The sequence below is a fragment of the Olivibacter sp. SA151 genome (genome assembly GCF_054130995.1).
This window is the reverse complement of the sequence record NZ_CP096391.1, coordinates 3,151,707-3,171,313: the sequence shown is the minus strand read 5'-3', so window position 1 is coordinate 3,171,313 and position 19,607 is coordinate 3,151,707. Positions and strand designations below refer to the sequence as shown.

Annotated in this window: 19 protein-coding genes; 5 read left to right on the top strand and 14 right to left on the bottom strand. The window is 39.8% G+C overall.

Features of this window, described 5'->3' with window-relative positions:
* Window positions 1-97 precede the first annotated feature (97 nt).
* On the top strand, window positions 98-1,564 hold the full coding sequence (locus tag M1D52_RS13105; protein ID WP_130855981.1) for an MDR family MFS transporter: 1,467 nt from the start codon (window positions 98-100) through the stop codon (window positions 1,562-1,564).
* A 128-nt stretch (window positions 1,565-1,692) separates the two neighbouring features.
* Entirely contained in the window at window positions 1,693-2,694 is a 1,002-nt protein-coding gene (locus M1D52_RS13100; RefSeq protein WP_437392769.1) for a fatty acid desaturase, read from the top strand.
* 85 nt (window positions 2,695-2,779) lie between these two features.
* Here the strand turns inward: M1D52_RS13100 and M1D52_RS13095 are convergent, their stop codons facing one another.
* The 9 genes from M1D52_RS13095 to M1D52_RS13055 all read right to left on the bottom strand — a co-directional run bounded on the left by M1D52_RS13095 (window position 2,780) and on the right by M1D52_RS13055 (window position 12,420).
* A complete protein-coding gene (locus M1D52_RS13095) occupies window positions 2,780-3,340 on the bottom strand; it encodes a biliverdin-producing heme oxygenase (RefSeq protein ID WP_289553109.1) in 561 nt (186 codons plus the stop codon).
* Between the two features lie 178 nt (window positions 3,341-3,518).
* A complete protein-coding gene (locus M1D52_RS13090; protein WP_130855978.1) occupies window positions 3,519-3,746 on the bottom strand; it encodes a hypothetical protein in 228 nt (75 codons plus the stop codon).
* Window positions 3,747-4,224: 478 nt separating this feature from the next.
* Window positions 4,225-5,520, bottom strand: coding sequence for a S41 family peptidase (locus M1D52_RS13085; RefSeq protein WP_437392768.1), 1,296 nt, complete (start codon window positions 5,518-5,520; stop codon window positions 4,225-4,227).
* 49 nt (window positions 5,521-5,569) lie between these two features.
* Complete coding sequence (locus M1D52_RS13080) at window positions 5,570-6,556, bottom strand: hypothetical protein (protein ID WP_157622257.1); 987 nt, start codon at window positions 6,554-6,556, stop codon at window positions 5,570-5,572.
* A gap of 173 nt (window positions 6,557-6,729) precedes the next feature.
* The gene (locus M1D52_RS13075; RefSeq protein WP_013666949.1) at window positions 6,730-7,326 is read right to left on the bottom strand and encodes a hypothetical protein; all 597 of its coding nucleotides are present in this window, start codon (window positions 7,324-7,326) and stop codon (window positions 6,730-6,732) included.
* Window positions 7,327-7,383: 57 nt separating this feature from the next.
* The gene (locus M1D52_RS13070; RefSeq protein ID WP_437392767.1) at window positions 7,384-8,349 is read right to left on the bottom strand and encodes a hypothetical protein; all 966 of its coding nucleotides are present in this window, start codon (window positions 8,347-8,349) and stop codon (window positions 7,384-7,386) included.
* A gap of 14 nt (window positions 8,350-8,363) precedes the next feature.
* Window positions 8,364-9,167: an HmuY family protein gene (locus M1D52_RS13065; RefSeq protein WP_149105706.1), complete on the bottom strand. Its 804-nt coding sequence runs from the start codon at window positions 9,165-9,167 to the stop codon at window positions 8,364-8,366.
* A 23-nt stretch (window positions 9,168-9,190) separates the two neighbouring features.
* Complete coding sequence (locus tag M1D52_RS13060) at window positions 9,191-9,949, bottom strand: HmuY family protein (protein ID WP_437392766.1); 759 nt, start codon at window positions 9,947-9,949, stop codon at window positions 9,191-9,193.
* 92 nt (window positions 9,950-10,041) lie between these two features.
* Window positions 10,042-12,420, bottom strand: coding sequence for a TonB-dependent receptor (locus tag M1D52_RS13055; protein WP_437392765.1), 2,379 nt, complete (start codon window positions 12,418-12,420; stop codon window positions 10,042-10,044).
* A 180-nt stretch (window positions 12,421-12,600) separates the two neighbouring features.
* On the opposite strand from M1D52_RS13055, the gene M1D52_RS13050 reads away from it, so the two are divergent.
* Genes M1D52_RS13050 through M1D52_RS13040 form a run of 3 tightly spaced genes read left to right on the top strand, consistent with a single transcriptional unit; the run spans window position 12,601 to window position 15,335 of the window.
* Entirely contained in the window at window positions 12,601-13,437 is an 837-nt protein-coding gene (locus M1D52_RS13050; protein ID WP_437392764.1) for a heme/hemin ABC transporter substrate-binding protein, read from the top strand.
* A gap of 2 nt (window positions 13,438-13,439) precedes the next feature.
* The gene (locus M1D52_RS13045) at window positions 13,440-14,477 is read left to right on the top strand and encodes a FecCD family ABC transporter permease (RefSeq protein ID WP_130855972.1); all 1,038 of its coding nucleotides are present in this window, start codon (window positions 13,440-13,442) and stop codon (window positions 14,475-14,477) included.
* A 9-nt stretch (window positions 14,478-14,486) separates the two neighbouring features.
* The gene (locus tag M1D52_RS13040; RefSeq protein WP_437393128.1) at window positions 14,487-15,335 is read left to right on the top strand and encodes a heme ABC transporter ATP-binding protein; all 849 of its coding nucleotides are present in this window, start codon (window positions 14,487-14,489) and stop codon (window positions 15,333-15,335) included.
* Here M1D52_RS13040 and M1D52_RS13035 read toward each other — a convergent pair.
* From M1D52_RS13035 to M1D52_RS13015, 5 genes are all read right to left on the bottom strand, one after another.
* On the bottom strand, window positions 15,328-16,299 hold the full coding sequence (locus M1D52_RS13035) for a helix-turn-helix transcriptional regulator (RefSeq protein ID WP_013666957.1): 972 nt from the start codon (window positions 16,297-16,299) through the stop codon (window positions 15,328-15,330). The two genes, M1D52_RS13040 and M1D52_RS13035, sit on opposite strands and share 8 nt — an antisense overlap.
* Before the next feature lie 152 nt (window positions 16,300-16,451).
* On the bottom strand, window positions 16,452-16,985 hold the full coding sequence (locus tag M1D52_RS13030) for a hypothetical protein (protein WP_437360754.1): 534 nt from the start codon (window positions 16,983-16,985) through the stop codon (window positions 16,452-16,454).
* 95 nt (window positions 16,986-17,080) lie between these two features.
* Entirely contained in the window at window positions 17,081-17,620 is a 540-nt protein-coding gene (locus tag M1D52_RS13025) for an SAM-dependent methyltransferase (protein ID WP_013666959.1), read from the bottom strand.
* Between the two features lie 75 nt (window positions 17,621-17,695).
* Entirely contained in the window at window positions 17,696-19,036 is a 1,341-nt protein-coding gene (locus M1D52_RS13020) for an APC family permease (protein WP_437392763.1), read from the bottom strand.
* Between the two features lie 91 nt (window positions 19,037-19,127).
* A complete protein-coding gene (locus M1D52_RS13015) occupies window positions 19,128-19,583 on the bottom strand; it encodes a hypothetical protein (protein WP_157622258.1) in 456 nt (151 codons plus the stop codon).
* Between the last annotated feature and the right edge of the window lie 24 nt (window positions 19,584-19,607).

Sequence of the window (19,607 nt, the reverse complement as noted above, 5' to 3'; positions counted from 1 at the left end):
TCGAGAATAAAGCGCCGATTAATCTCAATATAAACCGGCATGAGATATGAAGTTGATCAACTAGAGTTTATATACGATTTGAGTATCTTTGCAAAACATGTTAATAAACAGGTCCTTTGTACTCGCTACATTAATGATGGCTACGTCCATGGCCGCAATTGATAGTAGCATTGTAAACGTTTCTTTGCCGGTAATGCGAAATGATTTCGGGGTTGATCTTAACCAAATTGAATGGGTAATCACCGCCTATATGATTTCGTTCTCGCTTTTTATACCCTTGACGAACTGGCTAAAGAAACGCTTCGGCTACTATTATTTGTTTCTTGGAAGTATTGTCATTTTTACCCTTGGTTCCTTATTGTGTAGTCTTTCGGTAAGTTTGGACATGCTAGTTATTTCCAGGATAATACAGGCTATAGGCGGCGGATCGCTATCCCCCACTTCGCTGGCAATTTTAAGCGAGACCTTTCCGAAAGAAGAACGGGGTACTGCAATTGGTTGGTGGGGAATGGGAAATGTGATGGGCCCCGCCTTGGGCCCAACACTTGGTGGAGTACTCACGCACTACTTGGGCTGGGAATCTATTTTTTATATTAACATACCGATCGGGGCTTTAACGATCTTTTTTTCAATACGTTACTTAAGCTTTTTAAAGCGGCAAGTGGATAAGGAAAGTAGGTTTGATGTAAGGGGATTTATATTCTTTTCAATCTTTATTATCATTTTACAATACACGATATCGACGATCAGTAAGCAAGGCTTTTTATCTGTTTCATTTTTCGTTGGCCTCCTGATTACACTTTTGATGCTGTACTTCTTTGTACAGTCAGCAAAGAAGCCCCAATCACTGCTCGACCTGAATGTTTTTAGAATAAGGCAATTTAATGTTGCTGCTACGATAACGATTATTCGATCTTTGGCTCTTTATGGCGGCATGTTCTTTTTACCTTTTTTGCTTCAGGGACTGTTAGGTTATACCGAAATTGAATCCGGTTTGTTAATGCTGCCAAACGCATTAATTATGCTGGTAAGCAGGCCATTATCGGGTAGATTAGCCGATAAAGGAATGATCCGAAATATATCAATTAGCGGTATTTTAATAGTATCTATTTCTTTCTTTATGCTGGCTAGAATTGATATCGGTGTTTCCGTATGGTTTATTTTGTTTACGATGGCGATAAGAGGACTCGGCATGAGCCTACTGGTAGCACCGGTTTCTACAGCACTTCTCAATGCTGTTAAACCAAATCAGACGCAAACTGCAACGGCGCTGAACAGTTTGTTCCTACAGGTAGGAGGCTCCATTGGAATAGCCGTAAGTGCAGTTATACATACATTTATATATGATCGTTATTTGGAAAACCAATACCCGGATCAAGTAGCGGAACATTTCGCCTTGCAAAATAGTTTTCTAATAACGGCCGTTATTATCCTGCTAGCTGTTTTGCCTGCGCTAAAACTGCCGCAAAAATCGAGTCTTATCTATATGCTTCGCAATAGAAATAGGGATAAAAAAGGAGATATAAGTGCTGAGGAAAAGGCTAATTTATTGAATAAGAAATGATTGTGTGTCGATTAATCGTTTTGATTTCAAAAAGAGAAATAATTTCGTGAATTTTTACAAAAAAATTGCATTTCTAATACTTTTGCAATATCTTACACGTTATTAAGAACAAACCCTAATGTGTATAAATGAGTAAGAAAAAGAGCTTTAGCTGGTCGGAAAATTGTGAACCGCATAAACTTAGAACCAAAGAAATCATATCCAGTCATCCCGAAATTCGACATTTAATAGGTAGAAATCCGTATACCTTTTTAGTGATAGTCCTATGTGTAGGTATACAAATAGCCATGTCATGGATTTTGTATGATGAATCGTGGTGGTTTATCTTCCCATGTGCTTATTTAATTGGTGCTTTTGCATGTCATACATTATTTATTTGTATCCATGAATGTTCACACAATTTGATCTTCAAAAATAGAGTGCTTAACACACTTTCAGGCATTTTTGCAAATTTACCCCTCGTATTCCCAAGTTCAGTATCCTTTCAGAAGTATCACTTGAAACACCATGCTTTTCAGGGCATCGAGGAATTGGATGCTGATATGCCCAGTGAATGGGAGGCAAAGCTGGTTAACAACTCTACGCTGGGAAAAGCACTATGGTTACTTTTATATCCTATTGTTCAAGCATCGCGCTTGGGACGGATGAGCAAAGAGATTAAGATGTTTGATAAATGGGTAGCGTTGAATTATCTCGTACAGCTCATCTTTATGGGTTTGATTTTTTATTTCTGGCAGTGGAAAGCAGTGGTTTATTTAGTTGCCAGCTTTTTTTTCTCGGTAGGGTTGCATCCACTTGGTGCTCGATGGATTCAAGAGCATTTTTTAACCCATGATGAAGATCAGGAAACAAAAAGCTACTATGGGGTATTAAATGTTGTCAATTTAAATGTCGGCTATCATAATGAACACCATGACTTCCCATCAATTCCATGGAACAATTTGCCAAAAATTAAGGAAATTGCAGGTCCTTACTATGACTCCTTGGGCCATCACAGATCTTATACGCGTTTATTATTAAGGTTTATTTTTGATAGAAAATTGTCACTTTATTCGAGAATGGCACGTGATAACAGAGGGAAAACAAAGGCTACCCCAAGCAATAGCAAATCAGTTGTCAACGTAGAATAATCGGATTATAACGGTTACCTTAAGTAATAAACAGAAAGGCCGAATTATTTCGGCCTTTCTGTTAGGTTTTAAAATCATTTACGCGTTAAGCCACTTCTTCGCGTTCAAATGTTCTTCCAAATAGCGAAAAAGTGTTGTTGGCGGCTTTAATGGCTAGGTTCTCCTCTCCTTCATTTTTAGCGTGCGCATTTAAAACAGTTACAAATATGCTCCATTTCTGTGGGGTTTCTGCTCCATAGCCTGAAAAGAAGGACAATCCCCTTGTTATGCCAAGCTTTTCAAGCATTTTAACAATGATACTTCCTCCCATAATTGAACCTTCTAACACATATAACGCACCTAAGGCTTCTTGAACCGTTGTTATAGTAGGAGCTTCTACTTCGGGTAGCTGATCTGTACTTTCGCCTAAAGCTTCTATATCGGCTTTTATGTAGCCGGAATTTCTTCTTTCTTTATAATCCGGTAAAACAGCGTCTGTAATATAGGGCTTGATAGCCTCTTCTACCGCATTAAAATAGGCGTAGAAAAATTTTAGAAATTCAGCATAATCCTTATCACCGTTGATTGCTTTTAATTTTCTCACTACTACGCCTTCCAATTGTTGATGAGGTGCTTTTGTAGCTTCTTTTATTTTAGTACTTAACATATTTTGTTATTCGTTATTTGTTGTTAATATGACCGATAACCGATATCTAATTAAACGATCGACTGAAACAAAGATTGTAAAATTTGAAAATAAAGTCTGTATGCAATCCGCTTAATTTTGTATCAATTTCGTCGACGGTTGACCTACGACTGCAAGTGAAAGAAGACGTTTATCTTACCTAATTTATAACTATCTTAAGTAAGACGGAAGTAAACTCCGGTAAGTTTTTAATATCTTTAGGTAACATTAAATTAAATATGGCCAACTTTGCAATAACTTTTTGTGCGTTCGTTATAAACGCAAGCACTTTTACTGTAAACAGTACTGCTATTATTGCAGAAGTATTTGCATTTGTTGCAGCTTTACCTAAAGTTGTCATAAACTCACATAATTTTGTTGCAACCATTCGTAAGTTTCTTATAGCTGTAACCATGTTCATACGAGCTCCATGGAACACTATAATAAAGTTGCGAACCTTTGCTATAAAAACAACTAAGTCTTTTGTAGCTCAACGAAAGTTAATTGCAAAAGCGAAGGTTTTTCTAATCAACGCAGCTACTTTTGTTGCAAATTAGATCAACTTTGTTGTAAAGCAATCGACTATTGCTGTAAACTTACACACCTTTATCTTAACTGTCGTTGTGTTTGCTTCAAGCTTGGGTAAATAAATCAGTTTAGCGACGGGCACCGCCTTAACCTAACCACGTTTACTTGTTTTCAAAGGAGTTCATGAGTTCATCGTTTCGCTCTTCGGTTTTGCGCATGTTTGGATTAAACCAAAGCGATAACAGCGAAATCGTTGAGTCAATATCACTTCAATTCCCCTTGCTTTTACCAGCCCATCTGTAAAGGCCTTATTAGCATGATGGCAACTGGCGCACTGTTTATTTCAGCTTGAATTGCTTTTTATATATAGGTATATAATTTCCCGATAGGCTCGTTTGAATTGTAGATGAATTTTCTTTGTTCATATCCTCGTGACTACTGCTTGTAAAAGATTTTCGATTTGAAAAGCTGCTCGAGTTGAAGCTACCTCCTATTAAGGAAAGAGCGGTATACAATCCTGGTTCATCTAGATTACCCAAGGAAGTATCGGTAGAAAAAGTTATTGTCACATCTGGTTGCATCCCTTCAAAATAATCATACCAACCCACGGCATTTTGCAAAATAAAACTGCTGAGATAAATGGTATAAGAACCAATATGAACACCAAAAAAGCCTACCGGTTTACCATATGTTTTTTGGCCAATAAGCTTAACATCAAAGTAAGGTTTTAAACTACTGATCAATAATTCACTGGCTGAGGCGGTATTACCGGAAATGATAAAATAAACATTGTTAATCGTTTCGAGATTGCCGGCTTTTTGAAACAGAATGGTATTGAAGCTTTTGCTATAGTTCACATCCGCCATGGTAGCTAAACGCTCTTTATAGCGCACTGCGTTACCATTGGCATCTCTATATAATTGATTTTTAAGGATGGTGGCCTTTCCGTTTTGCATCAGGTCATTAAATTTCTCACTGTACATGACCTTTCCGGTTAAGTTGGAAGGCACGATTAAATTAGCCAGGTATTCGGCAGTCTCAACATAACCACCCCCATTTGATCGAAGATCAATAATAAGGCCGGTAATCCCTATTTTAGCGAAGGAAGCGAAAATAGCATTCAATTGCTCTTTAATGGCAGTAAGAGCGGGAAAAGAGGCGAGGGAAAGATAGCCGATTTTTTTATTATCAGTTTCAACAACCTTATATAGAGGCATGAACTCCGAACCGGTGTTCGCTATAGTGGCCATTGTTGAGATGCCATTGTTTGGAGTTCCGTGCTCCAGGTATGAATATTTAGGACTGCCTGCATATACAGGCAACTCATAAGAATTGCCTGTTTGAGGGTTGACGTTCATCTGTGAAATATCGTATAACTCCGATTTATAAGCCCTTAATTCAGGACTGACAGCTCCGTAACGATTTCGAGGATCAAATTCAGTATAGCTGGGCAAAGTTTCACGCCATAAATACACTTGTTTTGCGTAAAGGAAAATAGAATCCAATGTAAACTCCACCGGTGTACCGGTTGTTGGCGAAACTACTTCGTCTGTTAATCCTAAATCCTCCTTTTTACAGGAAAAAAGAATTGTTACTAAAAACGGATAGCATAATATCTTGCTAATTAGACGCATGAATTGTTTCTTTTCTCTTTAGTAGCCATTCAATGATATTCATATACTATTACTCTGTCACCGTAAGAGTATTGTTTAAAGAAAGCGTATTAATCGTGTCCGAGAAATAAGGAGTGGACTCATAGATAAATCGCACCGAATGATAGGTGTTTAGTGGGAAATCAACCGGAATTCTTAACGTAATTTCATCGGATGAGACGTTTACTATTTCTACCGGTATATAAGTTCTGGAATTTTGATTATTCAAGAGCAGTTGGGTTACTTTGTCTAGGTTTTTCCCCGCCAGCTTATATTCTTCTCCTCTTTTCAATGTAATGGCTTCGTTTAAGGGTATGTTACTTGGCCGCGGATCTTCAATTACTTCAAAATCTCTTTCTACAGTAATGGTATACGGAGCACTTTCTAATCGAACAGACGTGTAGGTGCCGACAGTCATTTCATCTGGAATAGCCCAAATATTTAGCGATGTACTATTGGAAATAGGTACTTCCACTTCTCGCCCATCTGCTGTGAGAAAAAAGACTTTCAGTTGCCCTTCCGTTGTATTGAAATAATCTCCGGCGAAACTAAGCTGATCACCAACTAATATGAAATTTTTATCGTTGTAACTTGTTATGCCACTGAAGTCCGTCACATAAGGTTTCGGTACATTAATGATTCGTTTTAGTTTATATACCTTGGCTGTTCCGTCTTCGGCAGTAACCGTAAAACTTGTACCGTCTGTAAAAGCTATCGGCGTATTGGAGGCAGGTTGTACATTAGCTCGCTCCGATACTGTCACCGTAGGCGTCACGGTTTCGGGAACAGCTTGCTCGGGTGGCCAATAAATAATGATTTCGTTATTGTCAACAGCTGCTTTTAGCACAGCGCCGTTGGCATCGATGATACTGAAATTGATAATCTCCGCATAGGGATAATCTATGTATTCCTTTTTGCACGAAGAAAATGCAATACATATTAAGCTAACAAGACACCAAGGCTTTACGAAATTTTTAAAAGGGTACATTTCTTTTTTACAGCTATATAATGGTTTCATGTAAATAATTGTAAGTCAATTTTTTTTCATTCTATTCCTTATCTTTGCCTCAATAAATACCATGAACAATCCGGGCATTTATTAAAACTTGCAGGCTAAGCCTGCTAAATACTGCTGAAATAGGGTTTGCACGCGAATGTATAACCCTGTTTCAGTATTTTAAGTAGGGTGTTTTATTTCAATCTTTTAGTGGAGAAATCAACGTCCGTGTGGTAAGGGCCGGTTCCAGTACCTACAATGGAAGTTAACTGCACAACGAAGACCTCAGTTGCGGTGCTCAAATTAGTGTTATTAGCCACTACAGCATAACGATTAGCTACCGGTGTTATAGTCCTGGTGCTTGAGTTATAGTTATACCAACCGATTACCGCGCCATTGCTTCCTAATGTGGTAACGCTCCAATTGGTTGTACTTAAATTAGCCAATGTTATTGCCGATACGTTGCTTACACTAGGGAGATCTATGTAACCTAAATTATAGCCATTTGCCTCGGTGATATTGCCGTTAAAATTCTGGTTAAATACGACCTCGTTTCCACTGGTGCTAACGGCATTATCGAAAAGGCTATATCCTACATTTCCCCAGCCCGATGCCGAAGGCGTGGTAGCCGTGTTCGTAAAGCCACCCGTTGCAGTTCCTCCAACAGGAATAACCGCCGTTTCTTGTTCTAATGCCAAATTCGGCTCAGCTGTTTCTGATTTATTACAAGCAGTAAATGTTAAAGCTAAAAAGGCGAATGCCGCCATTGATTTTAAGATATTTTGTTTCATTTTTTCTTTTTTAATTAAACTTATATATAACTAATAGGCAATGCCCGGATTGTTTTCTTATTCACTGACAACGGTTATGGGCCAATTCGTGCTGAATGGACTAAAAGTTCCGAAAAATGCTGTCGGATAGTATTGTCCAGGAGGTACACTGTTGGGTACGCGAATCACGGCTTCGGTACGCGTATAGCTTTCGATTGGTAGTAATACCTTTTCGCCATTTACGATAATGCTAAATTCCCGAAAATCGTGGAAGACATTGGAAGTCGTTTTTATGGTGAAATTATCCCCACCCCTTACAGTAATGGTATGATGATCTATAACGGGTTGCTGGTACGTCAATCGCACGGGATACTGACTTTCCGCTGATAAGGCCTGCACCTTAACCTTAACCTTATATAAACCCGTATCTAATGTTTGCGGTATTTGTAAGTTACCGAATGTATAAAGCTTTTCGTTGCCAATTATTGAGACCGTTACGTTGGCAGGACCGATGCCGGTATTGGCAGAAAGTGCGGTTTCTTGTCCTGCTTCGTTCACTAGGTACGCTGAAATCTTGGCTGGATCATTGGTGTTAAAATTGCCACGAAGTACAATGTTAGAAGCTCCTACGCCCCATGCTGTAATAGCCGTTTCACTCGAAAGTTCTTGAATAACTAAGGGAGCAATTTGTTGTAACACAATGATAAGTTTATACGTAGCCGTGCTCTGATCAGCCCCTTTTACGGTATAAGTGATAGAACTGTCCAATACAGCAACAGGCTTTACTTCCTCTTGCAAGCGGGCACCATCGGCTACGGTTATTTCGGGATCGATAACATCTAATTGATAATAAAATGGTAAGTAAACAGTAATCGTTTTATCGCTCTCATCAATTGCTCCTAAAATAGTACCATCTGCTACAGGTACTTTATAGGCTACAATTTTACTGTTGGAAAGTGGAGGAAGATTCGCTGTTTTTGTACAGGCACTGAGGCTTAGAAAAACGATAATAATGAAAAATAGGTTTGCTGACTTTCGTTTCATTTCAAATATATAGATTAGGATTTAATTTCAAAGGTGGTGCTGCCTTTGGGGACAAGAACATACTCAAAGGTGAAAAACATATGGGGAGTGTTTCTAAACCATTTATCAGACGTGAAAGCATCCTGATAACAACTGATCATTCTGATTTTGGCATAATTACCCTTTGCTGTGCGAATTACAATGGTTCTAGCTTTTACGACTGTTCCATTCGTTAACGTTAAAGGATTACTAAGTGCGTAGGCCACGTGTTGTTTGTCGTAACTTCCATCTCCTACTATTGTTCCACTGAAATCATATAAATACCAGCCTATCCCCTCGCCAAAGTCCCCGGCAATATCGGTGCCCACGATTCCGCTTCCGGTTTTAAATAGATTGTCTGCCGGAATGGTTGTTACTTCGTCAAAGGCTTGTTCAAGCACCAGAATCCCTCCCTGACCGGCACCACCATATCCATTACTGGTGCTGTTTTGACCATTATTAGCACCTAAGAAGCTGTTATACAGGTGGGTGAATGAAACATCCCAACGCTGTGTTTTTGCATAGGTCAGCTGCACTTCTTTCTTATCCTCCAAAGAGAAAAGTACGGCTGTTTTTGCCGAGGTGGGGTTCTCATCGTCTGTTTCCATCGCTAGGTTTTCCACTCGTTGCAAAGTGTAAAATGGGACTGTTTCACCGGGCTCCTCTTCTTTCGGTTCTTCCACGGGGCTTGTATTGTCCTTCGAGCAAGATGTGTTTACTAAAGCGATCGTAAATAGAAGACAAAAAATCATGTAGACTATCTGTGATTTACGGTTTAAAGAATATGGTACTTGTATCATACTTTTCTATGTTTTGAAAATGACTAATTAGTTGTAAGATTTTTACTCCCATCCTCTTGAACAAAATAGCGGAAGGTATAATAAGGTGCCGGCCAATTCAGATCAGTTACTGATGGCGGATTACCTTTGTATACATTAATAAGCTCAAGCTTGGCGTATTTACCACTGGCAAGACGAATGACATATACCCTGTTCTTAATGGGTACTACCAAATGCGTGTTAAGGCTATAATTGAACCAACCATTCGAATTTTCTCCTGATGCCCAACCGATTTTACCGACCTTACTTTGATTAAATACCTCATCGGATGGGGCTTCGGTTACGGAAGCATAAGGTCGGTCGTACTTTACAACAGCGGTCTGTGTTGCCGGACCTTCAAATCCCGGATTAAATTCGTCACCGGCATTATTGACATAAATCTCGCTATTGTAAGGCCCTGTGAAGGCCAGATCCCATTCGGCTGTTTTAAAATAGCGGGCCGAGTCGGCCGCATCACGTATCCAAATTTGTCTCCTATCGCTTAGACGATAAAGAAAAGTATAAAACGGTCGTTTTTCTTTACCATCCACACCATTCGACATGGATGCATCTGTATCTCCTGCCAGGTCATATATGATTGTACTTTTCCCATCTTCGTAACCTGGAGTTACTGCTTCATCTGTTTTACTGCAGCCACTTATTAACGATAGGCCGATAGCAACACTTAAAAATAATCTTCTATCGGCATCGAATAGCCAGTTTAGGTATCGGAACCACCGGCATCTTGATTTTATTGTTTTCATGTTGTTATTAGTATTCGTTTTAGCCTTTAGTTATTGGCTGTTTGTTATTGGTTAATGATTATCCGTATTCATCATTCCTCGTTCATAGTTTATCATCCCTCTTTAAAAAATCGATAAGTTACTCCCGCTAACACGACACGGCCTAATTGTCCGGGCATCAGATAATCGGTGTAATTAGCGATGTTTTCGGCTGTGACTTGCAGAGTCAGGTGTTTTTTAAATATCTTTTTCTCAATTGATGCATTGAAGAGCAAAAAACCATTAACAAAAATGTCAAATCGATCGATGTAGTAATTTCCGTTAGCATCTTCAAAAGGATATTTACCACGATAGTTCAACCTAAAAGTAAGTCCAAGGTCCCAAGGCTGATAGTTATAAAAGACACGGAGATTGGCCATATGTCGTGAGCGATTTTCCAATCCCCAGTAGTCGGAAGTCTCCGAGCGAAAAGTTTCTCCGGTTGTAGGATTGCGAAGAGTGTAATATGGCCAATTCCCCGTTAAAATGCTATCCTTCACGCTTAGGTCTTTGGAAACCAGGTATTGGTAACCTATTGAAAGATCCAAATCCGGTAAAGGTCTATAAGAAAATGAAGCCTCGAAGCCTTTATTGTTAACCTTTGGAAGATTTAAATAGGAATAGATCATTTGTCCATCGCCTGCCGTGGCTACCTGAAAACTGTTGATTTGGTTCTTTATGTGATGGTAAAAACCACTCAGCTCTACCTGCCACGTACTTGAAGGAGCAATTGTCGCAGTCAGGTTGAAAGTATTGCTTTGTTCAGCCTGTAGGCCATCTTGTTGTAATTTATTGAACGTATAATTTCGCAGTTCACTCAGCTGCCCAGCCTCTTGCATGGCCGTTAATTGTGTTCTGGCAATGTCTGCTCCCAATACCGTGTAGCCAACGAGCGGATTAGTGAAAATTTGAAAACGTTGACGAAAATCGGGTGTTTTAAAGCCGGTACCAAAGGCCGCTTTGAGTGTTACAAAGTGAGCAGGAGTATAAGTAATCCCCAGATTAGGATTGAAGCGACCACCATAGTATGCATGATAGTCATAACGACCACCCCCTAAGATTTGTAGATGATTCGTTAACTGCCATTCCGCCTGACCATATACAAACCCATTTTTCATAGAAGGAACATCACCAAGTAATTGATCTTCCATCGTTTCCAGTGTACCGCCAAAGCCACTGGTTAATGATAAATCGGTAATTCTATTATAAGCGAATTGCTGTTCTAAGCGGAAGATGGATTGTGAAAAATTGCTCTGCTCACCCGGTGAGCCGGTATCCCATATGATTTTCGAATGCCAGGTATAATGCGTGAAATAAAAACGGCTGAGGGATTGCAAGCCATTTTGGTAAGAAGTATTTAAATAGGTTGAGGCGTTGATATCGCCCTCATTCATATCATCTTTATAGGTATCACTTCCATATCCACGTGTCATCACTGATTCCCGCAATCCATAACGCCCGCTTGCACCAATGCTCGTGTTCTTACTTAAACGATAACGCACTCGGCCTTGTAAGGTATAATTGTCTGACGGCGGCACGGTAGTACCCCTAGTTTGATACCGACTGTTTACATTGAATCCATCGCTGTGATAGAAATTGGCGGATAAGCTGGCTTCCCCTCGATTGGATGCAAAAGGTGTTTCGCCTTCTAAGGTGGCATCTAGCATATTAAGCGATCCATAACGCAAGGATGCCGCTCCTTGCGTTTGTAGGGCGCCATGGCGAGTAACAATATTGATGGCACCTCCCATTGCCTCACTTCCGAAAAGACAGGATGCGGCTCCTTTGATGATTTCAACACGTTCAATGTTCATTACGCTGATCCGCGACAAATCAAAACTTCCTCCATTACGGCCAACCATAGGCTGTCCATCTATTAAAATCATGACATATTCTGAAGAAAAACCTTGTAACTGAACGCCTACCGAACGGTTTCCCCCGGCAATGTTATTGACGATGGCAATGCCCGTTTGTTCCTTTAATATTTCATCCAATCGTCGACTTCCCATCAATTCAATTTGTCTACGTGTTATAACGGTTACCGGCATGGCCGAATTAATCGTCGAGATAAGGTTATCCTCTTGAATATGCTTATCGGTAACGGCTACTTCATTTAAAGCATGTTCGTCTTTTATTAGTATTATTCTTATATGTGTAGTCTCATTCTCTTTGATGTCTATAGATTGCGTATAGCTTTTATAGCCTATACGGGTAATAGCTAAGGTGTAGGTTCCAGCATATAAATCATTGATTTTAAAGGAACCATCACTCTCTATCGCTATTAAATGATTATCGGGGTTTAAAGTTAAAGTAGCAGCAATAGTTTGTCCCTCTTCGTTAGAAACCGAACCAATTAGCCCCCCTTTGACTTGGCTATATACAACTGAAGGAAACAAGCAAAACATAAACATGTAGAATCTGAGCATTTTTGCCTCAATATTATTTTTAATCATTCTAAATAATGATACAAATGTTGAGATAATCCATTAAAAAGGTTGTATGAGAAACGCCTTATTTTGTATGAATTCCGCCATAAACGGAAGAATGCATTGAATATGAAGCTTTCGTATTTTGTAATTGTTCTAAATAACGTTTGTTTTGCGTTGTAATTTTTGCGTGTATCAATAACATATATGAAAAGAGAATTATTTCTTACTTTTTTAATGGGTTGCATTATTTCTTCCTGTTATGCAATTCCAAACAGGATTATAACACTTAGTGGTGCGCTGACGGAGACTGTAGATGCCTTAGGGCTTGGCGCCAAGCTTGTCGCGACGGATGTGACGAGTATTTATCCTGCTTATGTCAAACAGTTGCCACGGGTCAGTCGGAACCGATCGGTTTCTACGGAGGGTTTATTGTCTTTTGCGCCCGACTTAATACTAGCGCCAAAAGGTCATGTTAGCAAAGAAATACAGCATCAACTGAAAGCCACCGGCATACGTTTAGTTATTTTTGATCAACAGTACAGTTCTCGGGGAGCTATCGAATTTATCCAATCCGTCGCAGACGCACTTGATATACCTGAAAAGGGAAAGATACTTGCCCAAAAAACTGAAAGGCGACTTCAAGCTGCAATAGCGGCAGTCAAAGCGTCTAAACAAGTGAAAAAGAAAGTGTTATTTATATATGCACGAGGTACGGGTACAATGAGCGTGGCAGGTAAAGGCAGTAGTATTGATGCAATTATCAGATTAGCAGGTGCAGAAAATGCCATTCAAGAATTTTCAGATTTTAAACCTTATACCACAGAAGCTATGGTAAGGGCTAATCCCGATATCATACTGATGTTTAACTTCGGTTTGAGTAGCCTCGGCGGAAAGGCTTCCGTTTTAAAGATGCCAGGCATCAAATTAACCAAGGCCGGTAAGAACGAGCGCATTATTGATATGGATGGTCAACTTCTTACAAACTTTACGGTTCGTTTACCTGATGCGATTTTAGCACTACATAAGGAATTGGTAAAGTGAACATGAGAAAGTCAGTTATATATGCTTTACTGATCAGCGGTCTAGTGTTGATTGTTTTTTTTTCGTTAACACTTGGAGCTTTTCAGATTTCCATGCGTGAAGTGATGACAATTTTGGCTAAGCTGTTAGGTTTTTTCAAAGGACAAGTGGATGCGACCAGTGAAGGCGTTATTTATATTGTCCGACTTCCGCGTTTACTATTGGGACTACTCGTAGGAGCTGCACTTGGTATATCCGGTGCTGCCATTCAGGGGATATTCCGTAATCCACTTGCGGAACCTGGCTTGATAGGCATCTCCGCGGGTGCTTCTCTTATGGCGGTTATTGTCATCACATTGGAATTAAGTTTACTTGCGGGATTAAGTAGTCTGTTTGGATATTATTTATTATCATTCGGAGCCTTTATCGGAGCTGGTGTCGTCGCTTTCATGGTATATAATATAGCACGGACCAACGGTCGTGCCAATGTAGCCACCATGTTACTTGCCGGCATCGCGATTAATGCCTTTGCTACGGCGTTGACTGGGCTAATGACCTATTTGGCGAACGAACAACAATTACGTACCATTACATTTTGGATGCTGGGTAGTTTGGGTGGAGCCACTTGGCAGACAGTGGGGAGTGCTGCTCCTTTCATTCTAATTCCTTTAATTATCTTACCGTTTTTAGGAAAATCATTGAATGCCTTTTCTTTGGGCGAGACACAGGCTAGCATTTTGGGATTAAACCCTAACCGGGTGAAGATGCAAGTGGTGGTGTTGGCCACGATGGCTGTTGGCGCTTCGGTAGCTGTATCCGGAATTATCAGTTTTGTTGGCTTACTCGTGCCGCATATTATTCGTTTAGTGGGGGGAGTTGATCATAAGTTTGTATTACCGGCATCTGCAATATTTGGCGCACTTACTTTGGCCGTAGCGGATGTACTGGCGCGCATTTTAGCGGCTCCGATTGAATTGCCGATTGGCGTAATTACCGCCCTTTTGGGTTCACCCGTTTTCTTGTTTATACTTATTAAAGAGAAGAAAAAACTCTTTAGCTAACATAAATTCATTATGCTTACAGCCACTGCCTTGAACTATAAGGTTGGAAAACATCATTTGCTGCGTGACATCAGCTTTCAGATCCGACCAGGAGAATTACTGGCCGTTCTTGGTGCGAATGGCGCCGGAAAATCGACCTTAATAAATATCCTGAGCGGAGAAAAAAAGCCAACATCAGGTAAGGTCTTACTTTTTGATAAGGAATTGTCATCCTATTTACCGCAAGAACTGGCCAAGAAAAGGACAATTCTCCAGCAACACAATAGTGTACATTTAAACTTCTCAGTTAATGAAGTTCTTCTTATGGGAAGGTATCCACATTTTAGGTTTCGCCCGGATATAAAAGATCTCATTGCTGTGGAGGAAGCGATGGAGGTATGTGGTATCAGCCATCTTGTAGATCGGTCTTATCTATCGCTTTCGGGTGGCGAGCAGCAACGCGTCCAATATGCCCGAGTACTGTGTCAAATTTGGGATCAACCCGAAAGCCTTTTATTGATGGATGAGCCTGTTGCTGCCTTAGACCCTCAATACCAGCAACAGACAATGGCAATTGCCAGAGCATTTAGCCAACGGGGTTATATGGTTATTGCTGTATTGCATGAAATCAATTTGGCAGCACAATACGCTGATCGTATCCTCATGCTAAAGGGTGGCAGAAAATGGCTGGATGGTACGCCGGTTGAGGTTTTGACACCTAGCCATATTTACGCTATTTTTAGCACGGAAGTTGATGTGATGGTTAATAAGAGAACCTTGCAGCCAATAGTTATTCCAAAACAAATAAATCTTGATATTAACCGTTTCAACTCGCTATTTTATCCAATTGCGATTGGTCATACGGAGGTTACTACCTAATATCACTCGGTGCGATCCCAAAATATTTTTTAAAGGCGGCACTGAAATTCTGTTGATGGTTATATCCAGTTGCATTGGCTACTTCGGCTATACTTTTGCCTTCATCCAGTAAAAGTGACCGGGCTTTTTCCATCCGAACCCTCGTTAGGTAATCATATATGGTAATTGAAAAATAATCTTTAAATGACTGGCGCAGTTTGGATTCACTCATGCCAATCTCTTCAGCTAAGGTCTTTTGCGTTGGAGCTTGTGCGTAACGTTCGTCTAGAATAGCCCTTGCTTTAAGCAATTTAACAACGTCGTCACTAGCTAATGGTTCTCTTTCTTCTATAAAGCTGTCATTTAGCTGCTCTAGTTGATATACAAGCAGCTCAGATATTTTGGACTCCGTATGGATGCGGCGTAATTCACCGGTACGTTTATTGTCTTTCAGTTCGGATATAACTTTGAGCATTTCATGCGTAACAAACATGTCGTCGTGAGCAAAAGATGTATATTGCCCCTTATTGATCTTTTGTACAAAATCTTCATGTAAAACGGATTCAGGTGCAATCAGCCTGAAATAAAAATCTTTTGATAAAACAACCAGGAAGTAATCGTATTCAGCACCCGATTGTAGTTCGTAATCTTCTACGAAGGAAGGTATGTAGCGTACATTATGCCGCCCCCTGCCATGAAAAGATGTCTTGATTTTTCTGTTATCCTGATGCCGATAGAATACAAATTGGCTTGTAACGGTTTCGCCTTGAACTTCTGTATGTATGCGAACCGGCCCTTTGAAACTCATTTCGGAATAAAGAATGAATAGACCGCCGGTAGAAAGCTGATAGTTGGCCATATGAATAGGATGGCGTTCTATGACGGTCTTTTTTTCGTTCAGGGGGCTATTTGGAAGACAGGTGTCGGGTATGTCTTCTATAAATAACCAATCCTGTAAGCCTTCAATTCTACTTTTTACAATCATGATTTGGCTATTATTTTCACAAATATAAGCTATTACTTTAATTTATACTTATTCTAAATAATATATTTCATGATTGGTCTTGCCACTAATACATGTTCTTTGTCGGTTACGACGAGGCTATAGGTCTTGTTTATAAACTGTTTAAAAGGCTGTTATTGGTTTTCATTAACTTTTTCCCACCAATGTTGCAGTCTTTTATCCTCAAGATCTTCTTTTTCAGATAAATCGATGCTTTTATTTACCATGTATAGGTTGTTTTCCTGTAGCGTATCGGGTTCCGGAAAAGGAGAACTATAATTTTTACTTATTTTTATTTTTCCGGTTAGTGACTCAACAGATTGTCCCTGATCACGATCATAAGCAGCTATTCTAAAGGTTGACGGCGCCATTACCTCCAATTTCATTAAGCTTGTATAGATATAAACGGGATACTTTTCTCGATCGATCTTAAAGAACATATCCCCATTTGCTCTCCAGCATTGTACGTTGTCTATAAGGGTATCCTTTAATGTACTCTCTTTATCAATAACATAGAGTATATCGGTGCCGTTTAATTTTTTAACTTGAGCGGGTAATGGGATATCGCCATTTAAACTCGAAATTTTCTCCTGATTGTCATTGGTTGACTGAGTGCATCCATGGGTCAAAATGACTAACAAAAGCAAAAAAAATAGAGAAACTCGCATACTTAATTTGGTTGAATAGTATGCAAAATAGGCAATCAAAATTTGATTGTCAATTTATTTATATTCTTCCTTACAAAAAACTTAAAAGTGTATAACTATTTGACATCAGGAACTGTCCACAAATAAATAGTTGAGTTACCCACTACCATTTGTTTATCGGGCTTCCAGTCACCCATATCGAAAGCATGTGAAACAACGCGTGTTCCAGGTTTTAACTGGAGTAATTTTGGACGTAATTTCATATTAACAGAAGGCAATAGATAAAGCGAAACCACCGAAGCCTTACTGAAATCGGCTTTGAACAGATCTTGTTGTAAAAAGGCAACCTTATTCTCTACAGCTGCTTTTTGTGCATTTTCGCGTGCTTCTTGAATACGTTCCGGATCTATATCAATTCCCACAGCTTTGGCGCCGAATTTCTTTGCGGCTGTTACTACTATACGACCGTCCCCACAACCCAAATCATATAACATATCGTTTGGCCCTACATTGGCCAAGGTCAACATCGCTTCCACCACCTCCTGTTTAGTAGGTACGTAGGGAACATCCTTGTCGATCATTTGCTGGGCTTGCATGGTAATTGGAACCATGAATGCCAGCATCAACATACCGTAAAGAACTGTAATTGCCTTCATCTTATTGGATTTTAGTTAACAACTTGATTTTCTTAACGTTTTGAAAAAACAATAGTTTTTATTTTTTCAAAATTGTTACCTTCGAAAAAGACTGAAAACGATAAATCCAATAAATAATACGAATACGCCGAACATAGCCCCCACACCGGTATAGGCTAAGCTGCTATAAAGGAGCAGGGAGCTACTTATACAGAAGATGGCGGGGAGCACAGGATAAAGTGGAACTTTGAATGGGCGTGTTATTTGAGGGTCTTTTTTTCTTAGAATAAATACTGCCACGCCGACTAACAAAAAGAAGAACCAAAAGACGGGTGCCGTGTAGTCAACTATCGTTTCAAAACCTTTCCGAGTCATTAATCCTAACAACACTAAAATAGTAGCGATTATTCCTTGTATTATTAAGGCTTTAACAGGGGTAGACGTTCGATGATTCCACTGGCTCAAACTCTTAAAAAAGGGAAAATCCTGACCGAGTGCATAATTTGAACGAGCTCCTGTAATGATGGTAGCGTTTGCAGAAGTCAATGCGGAGATGGCAACAAGCAGGCCTATAAATTTTGCTGCATTTTCTCCCCATATAAACCGCATTAAATCGGCTGCGACCGCATCGGAAGAAGCCATTCGTTCGTGTCCTAAGACATAAATAAAGGTGTAATTGACAAGAAGGTAGACAATTGTAATGATCAAAATACTCCAAACCAACGCTTTAGCCATGCCTTTAGCCCCCGTTTTCAATTCAGCCGAAATATAGGCGGCTTCATTCCATCCACCAAAGGTTAATAGTACGAACACCATTGCCATCCCTAAAGAAGAAGAGGTAGATATATCAGATTTAATCGGCAGAGACGACGCTTCTATTGTAGGGGTAACGAACAAACCGACAATGATAATCAATACAATGCCGCCTACTTCCAACAGCGTAAAAAGCTTTTGTGCGATAGCACCAAAAGTGAGCCCCAGTATATTTAGAACGGTTAGTGTTATAACGATCGCAAGGGCATACATTCCTTCAGAATAGGGGCCGATTGTGTAGAATTGCGTTGCATAGTCACCGAAAATAAAAGCAAGTAACGCAATGGATCCTGTTTGAATGACTACCATTCTTGTCCATGCAAATAAAAAGGCAAGAGGTTTTCCGTATGCACGGTATAAAAAATGATAATCGCCCCCTGTATGCGGATAGGTAGCACACAATTCTGCATAGCTCAATGCCCCTATAAGGGAAACCGCTCCTCCTACTAACCAGGTAAGTAGAAATAAGGTGTCATTGCTTGTATTGAGTGCCACCAACGAAGGTGTTTTAAATACGCCGGCTCCGATCACAATTCCCACGATGAGCGCGACCGCGTCTACCGTGCCGAGCGTTTTCCGGGGCTTGTCATTTAAGCTGGCATTTTCTATTGATTTCCAGGGCACGTATTAGACAAATTAAAGAGTATAAACCATATAAGCCTCTGCTTTAATACAAACTTCGGTTGCCAATTGTTTTTAGAAGTAAAGAAAGCCTCTATTGACCTTTTATTTCCGTACCGGATTTTTGTATTAGCGAATTCAGTTTATGGGTACTCCAAAAAGTGTAGTAAACGGCTATCAGACAAGCAAAAACTGCATTAAAACAAGCCAATAGCGCACCGTCAAAGGTATACTTTGGAGGGACGATATAGTGGATAAACAGTAATCCAATAAAGGTAATTGCTAATGACGTTAAACCATTGTAAAGTCCTAATCGTAAAAACAAAGAGGTGTTTAAGCTATCTAATTTTCCTTCCAGGCCCAAGGGAGTAGCTACTATAAATTCAGTCGCCTTTTTCAGAAAATCAACGGTAATCGCCAACGGAATAAATAAAGCCATGGGTAATATAAATCGAGCGAAGCAGAACTCTCCTTTAAAAAGTGCAACAGAAGCAGGATTCTCAAAACTATAATAAGGAATGAAACCGTTGAATACTAAATTAGGTAACATATACCAAATAAGCTTTTTGCGAAT

Bases quoted from the DNA above. Each gene is read 5' to 3' on its own strand.
- M1D52_RS13105 (WP_130855981.1), top strand. From the start codon at position 98: ATGTTAATAAACAGGTCCTTTGTACTCGCTACATTAATGATGGCTACG.
- M1D52_RS13100 (WP_437392769.1), top strand. From the start codon at position 1,693: ATGAGTAAGAAAAAGAGCTTTAGCTGGTCGGAAAATTGTGAACCGCAT.
- M1D52_RS13095 (WP_289553109.1), bottom strand. From the start codon at position 3,340: ATGTTAAGTACTAAAATAAAAGAAGCTACAAAAGCACCTCATCAACAA.
- M1D52_RS13090 (WP_130855978.1), bottom strand. From the start codon at position 3,746: ATGGTTGCAACAAAATTATGTGAGTTTATGACAACTTTAGGTAAAGCT.
- M1D52_RS13085 (WP_437392768.1), bottom strand. From the start codon at position 5,520: ATGCGTCTAATTAGCAAGATATTATGCTATCCGTTTTTAGTAACAATT.
- M1D52_RS13080 (WP_157622257.1), bottom strand. From the start codon at position 6,556: ATGAAACCATTATATAGCTGTAAAAAAGAAATGTACCCTTTTAAAAAT.
- M1D52_RS13075 (WP_013666949.1), bottom strand. From the start codon at position 7,326: ATGAAACAAAATATCTTAAAATCAATGGCGGCATTCGCCTTTTTAGCT.
- M1D52_RS13070 (WP_437392767.1), bottom strand. From the start codon at position 8,349: ATGAAACGAAAGTCAGCAAACCTATTTTTCATTATTATCGTTTTTCTA.
- M1D52_RS13065 (WP_149105706.1), bottom strand. From the start codon at position 9,167: ATGATACAAGTACCATATTCTTTAAACCGTAAATCACAGATAGTCTAC.
- M1D52_RS13060 (WP_437392766.1), bottom strand. From the start codon at position 9,949: ATGAAAACAATAAAATCAAGATGCCGGTGGTTCCGATACCTAAACTGG.
- M1D52_RS13055 (WP_437392765.1), bottom strand. From the start codon at position 12,420: ATGATTAAAAATAATATTGAGGCAAAAATGCTCAGATTCTACATGTTT.
- M1D52_RS13050 (WP_437392764.1), top strand. From the start codon at position 12,601: ATGAAAAGAGAATTATTTCTTACTTTTTTAATGGGTTGCATTATTTCT.
- M1D52_RS13045 (WP_130855972.1), top strand. From the start codon at position 13,440: ATGAGAAAGTCAGTTATATATGCTTTACTGATCAGCGGTCTAGTGTTG.
- M1D52_RS13035 (WP_013666957.1), bottom strand. From the start codon at position 16,299: ATGATTGTAAAAAGTAGAATTGAAGGCTTACAGGATTGGTTATTTATA.
- M1D52_RS13030 (WP_437360754.1), bottom strand. From the start codon at position 16,985: ATGCGAGTTTCTCTATTTTTTTTGCTTTTGTTAGTCATTTTGACCCAT.
- M1D52_RS13025 (WP_013666959.1), bottom strand. From the start codon at position 17,620: ATGAAGGCAATTACAGTTCTTTACGGTATGTTGATGCTGGCATTCATG.
- M1D52_RS13015 (WP_157622258.1), bottom strand. From the start codon at position 19,583: ATGTTACCTAATTTAGTATTCAACGGTTTCATTCCTTATTATAGTTTT.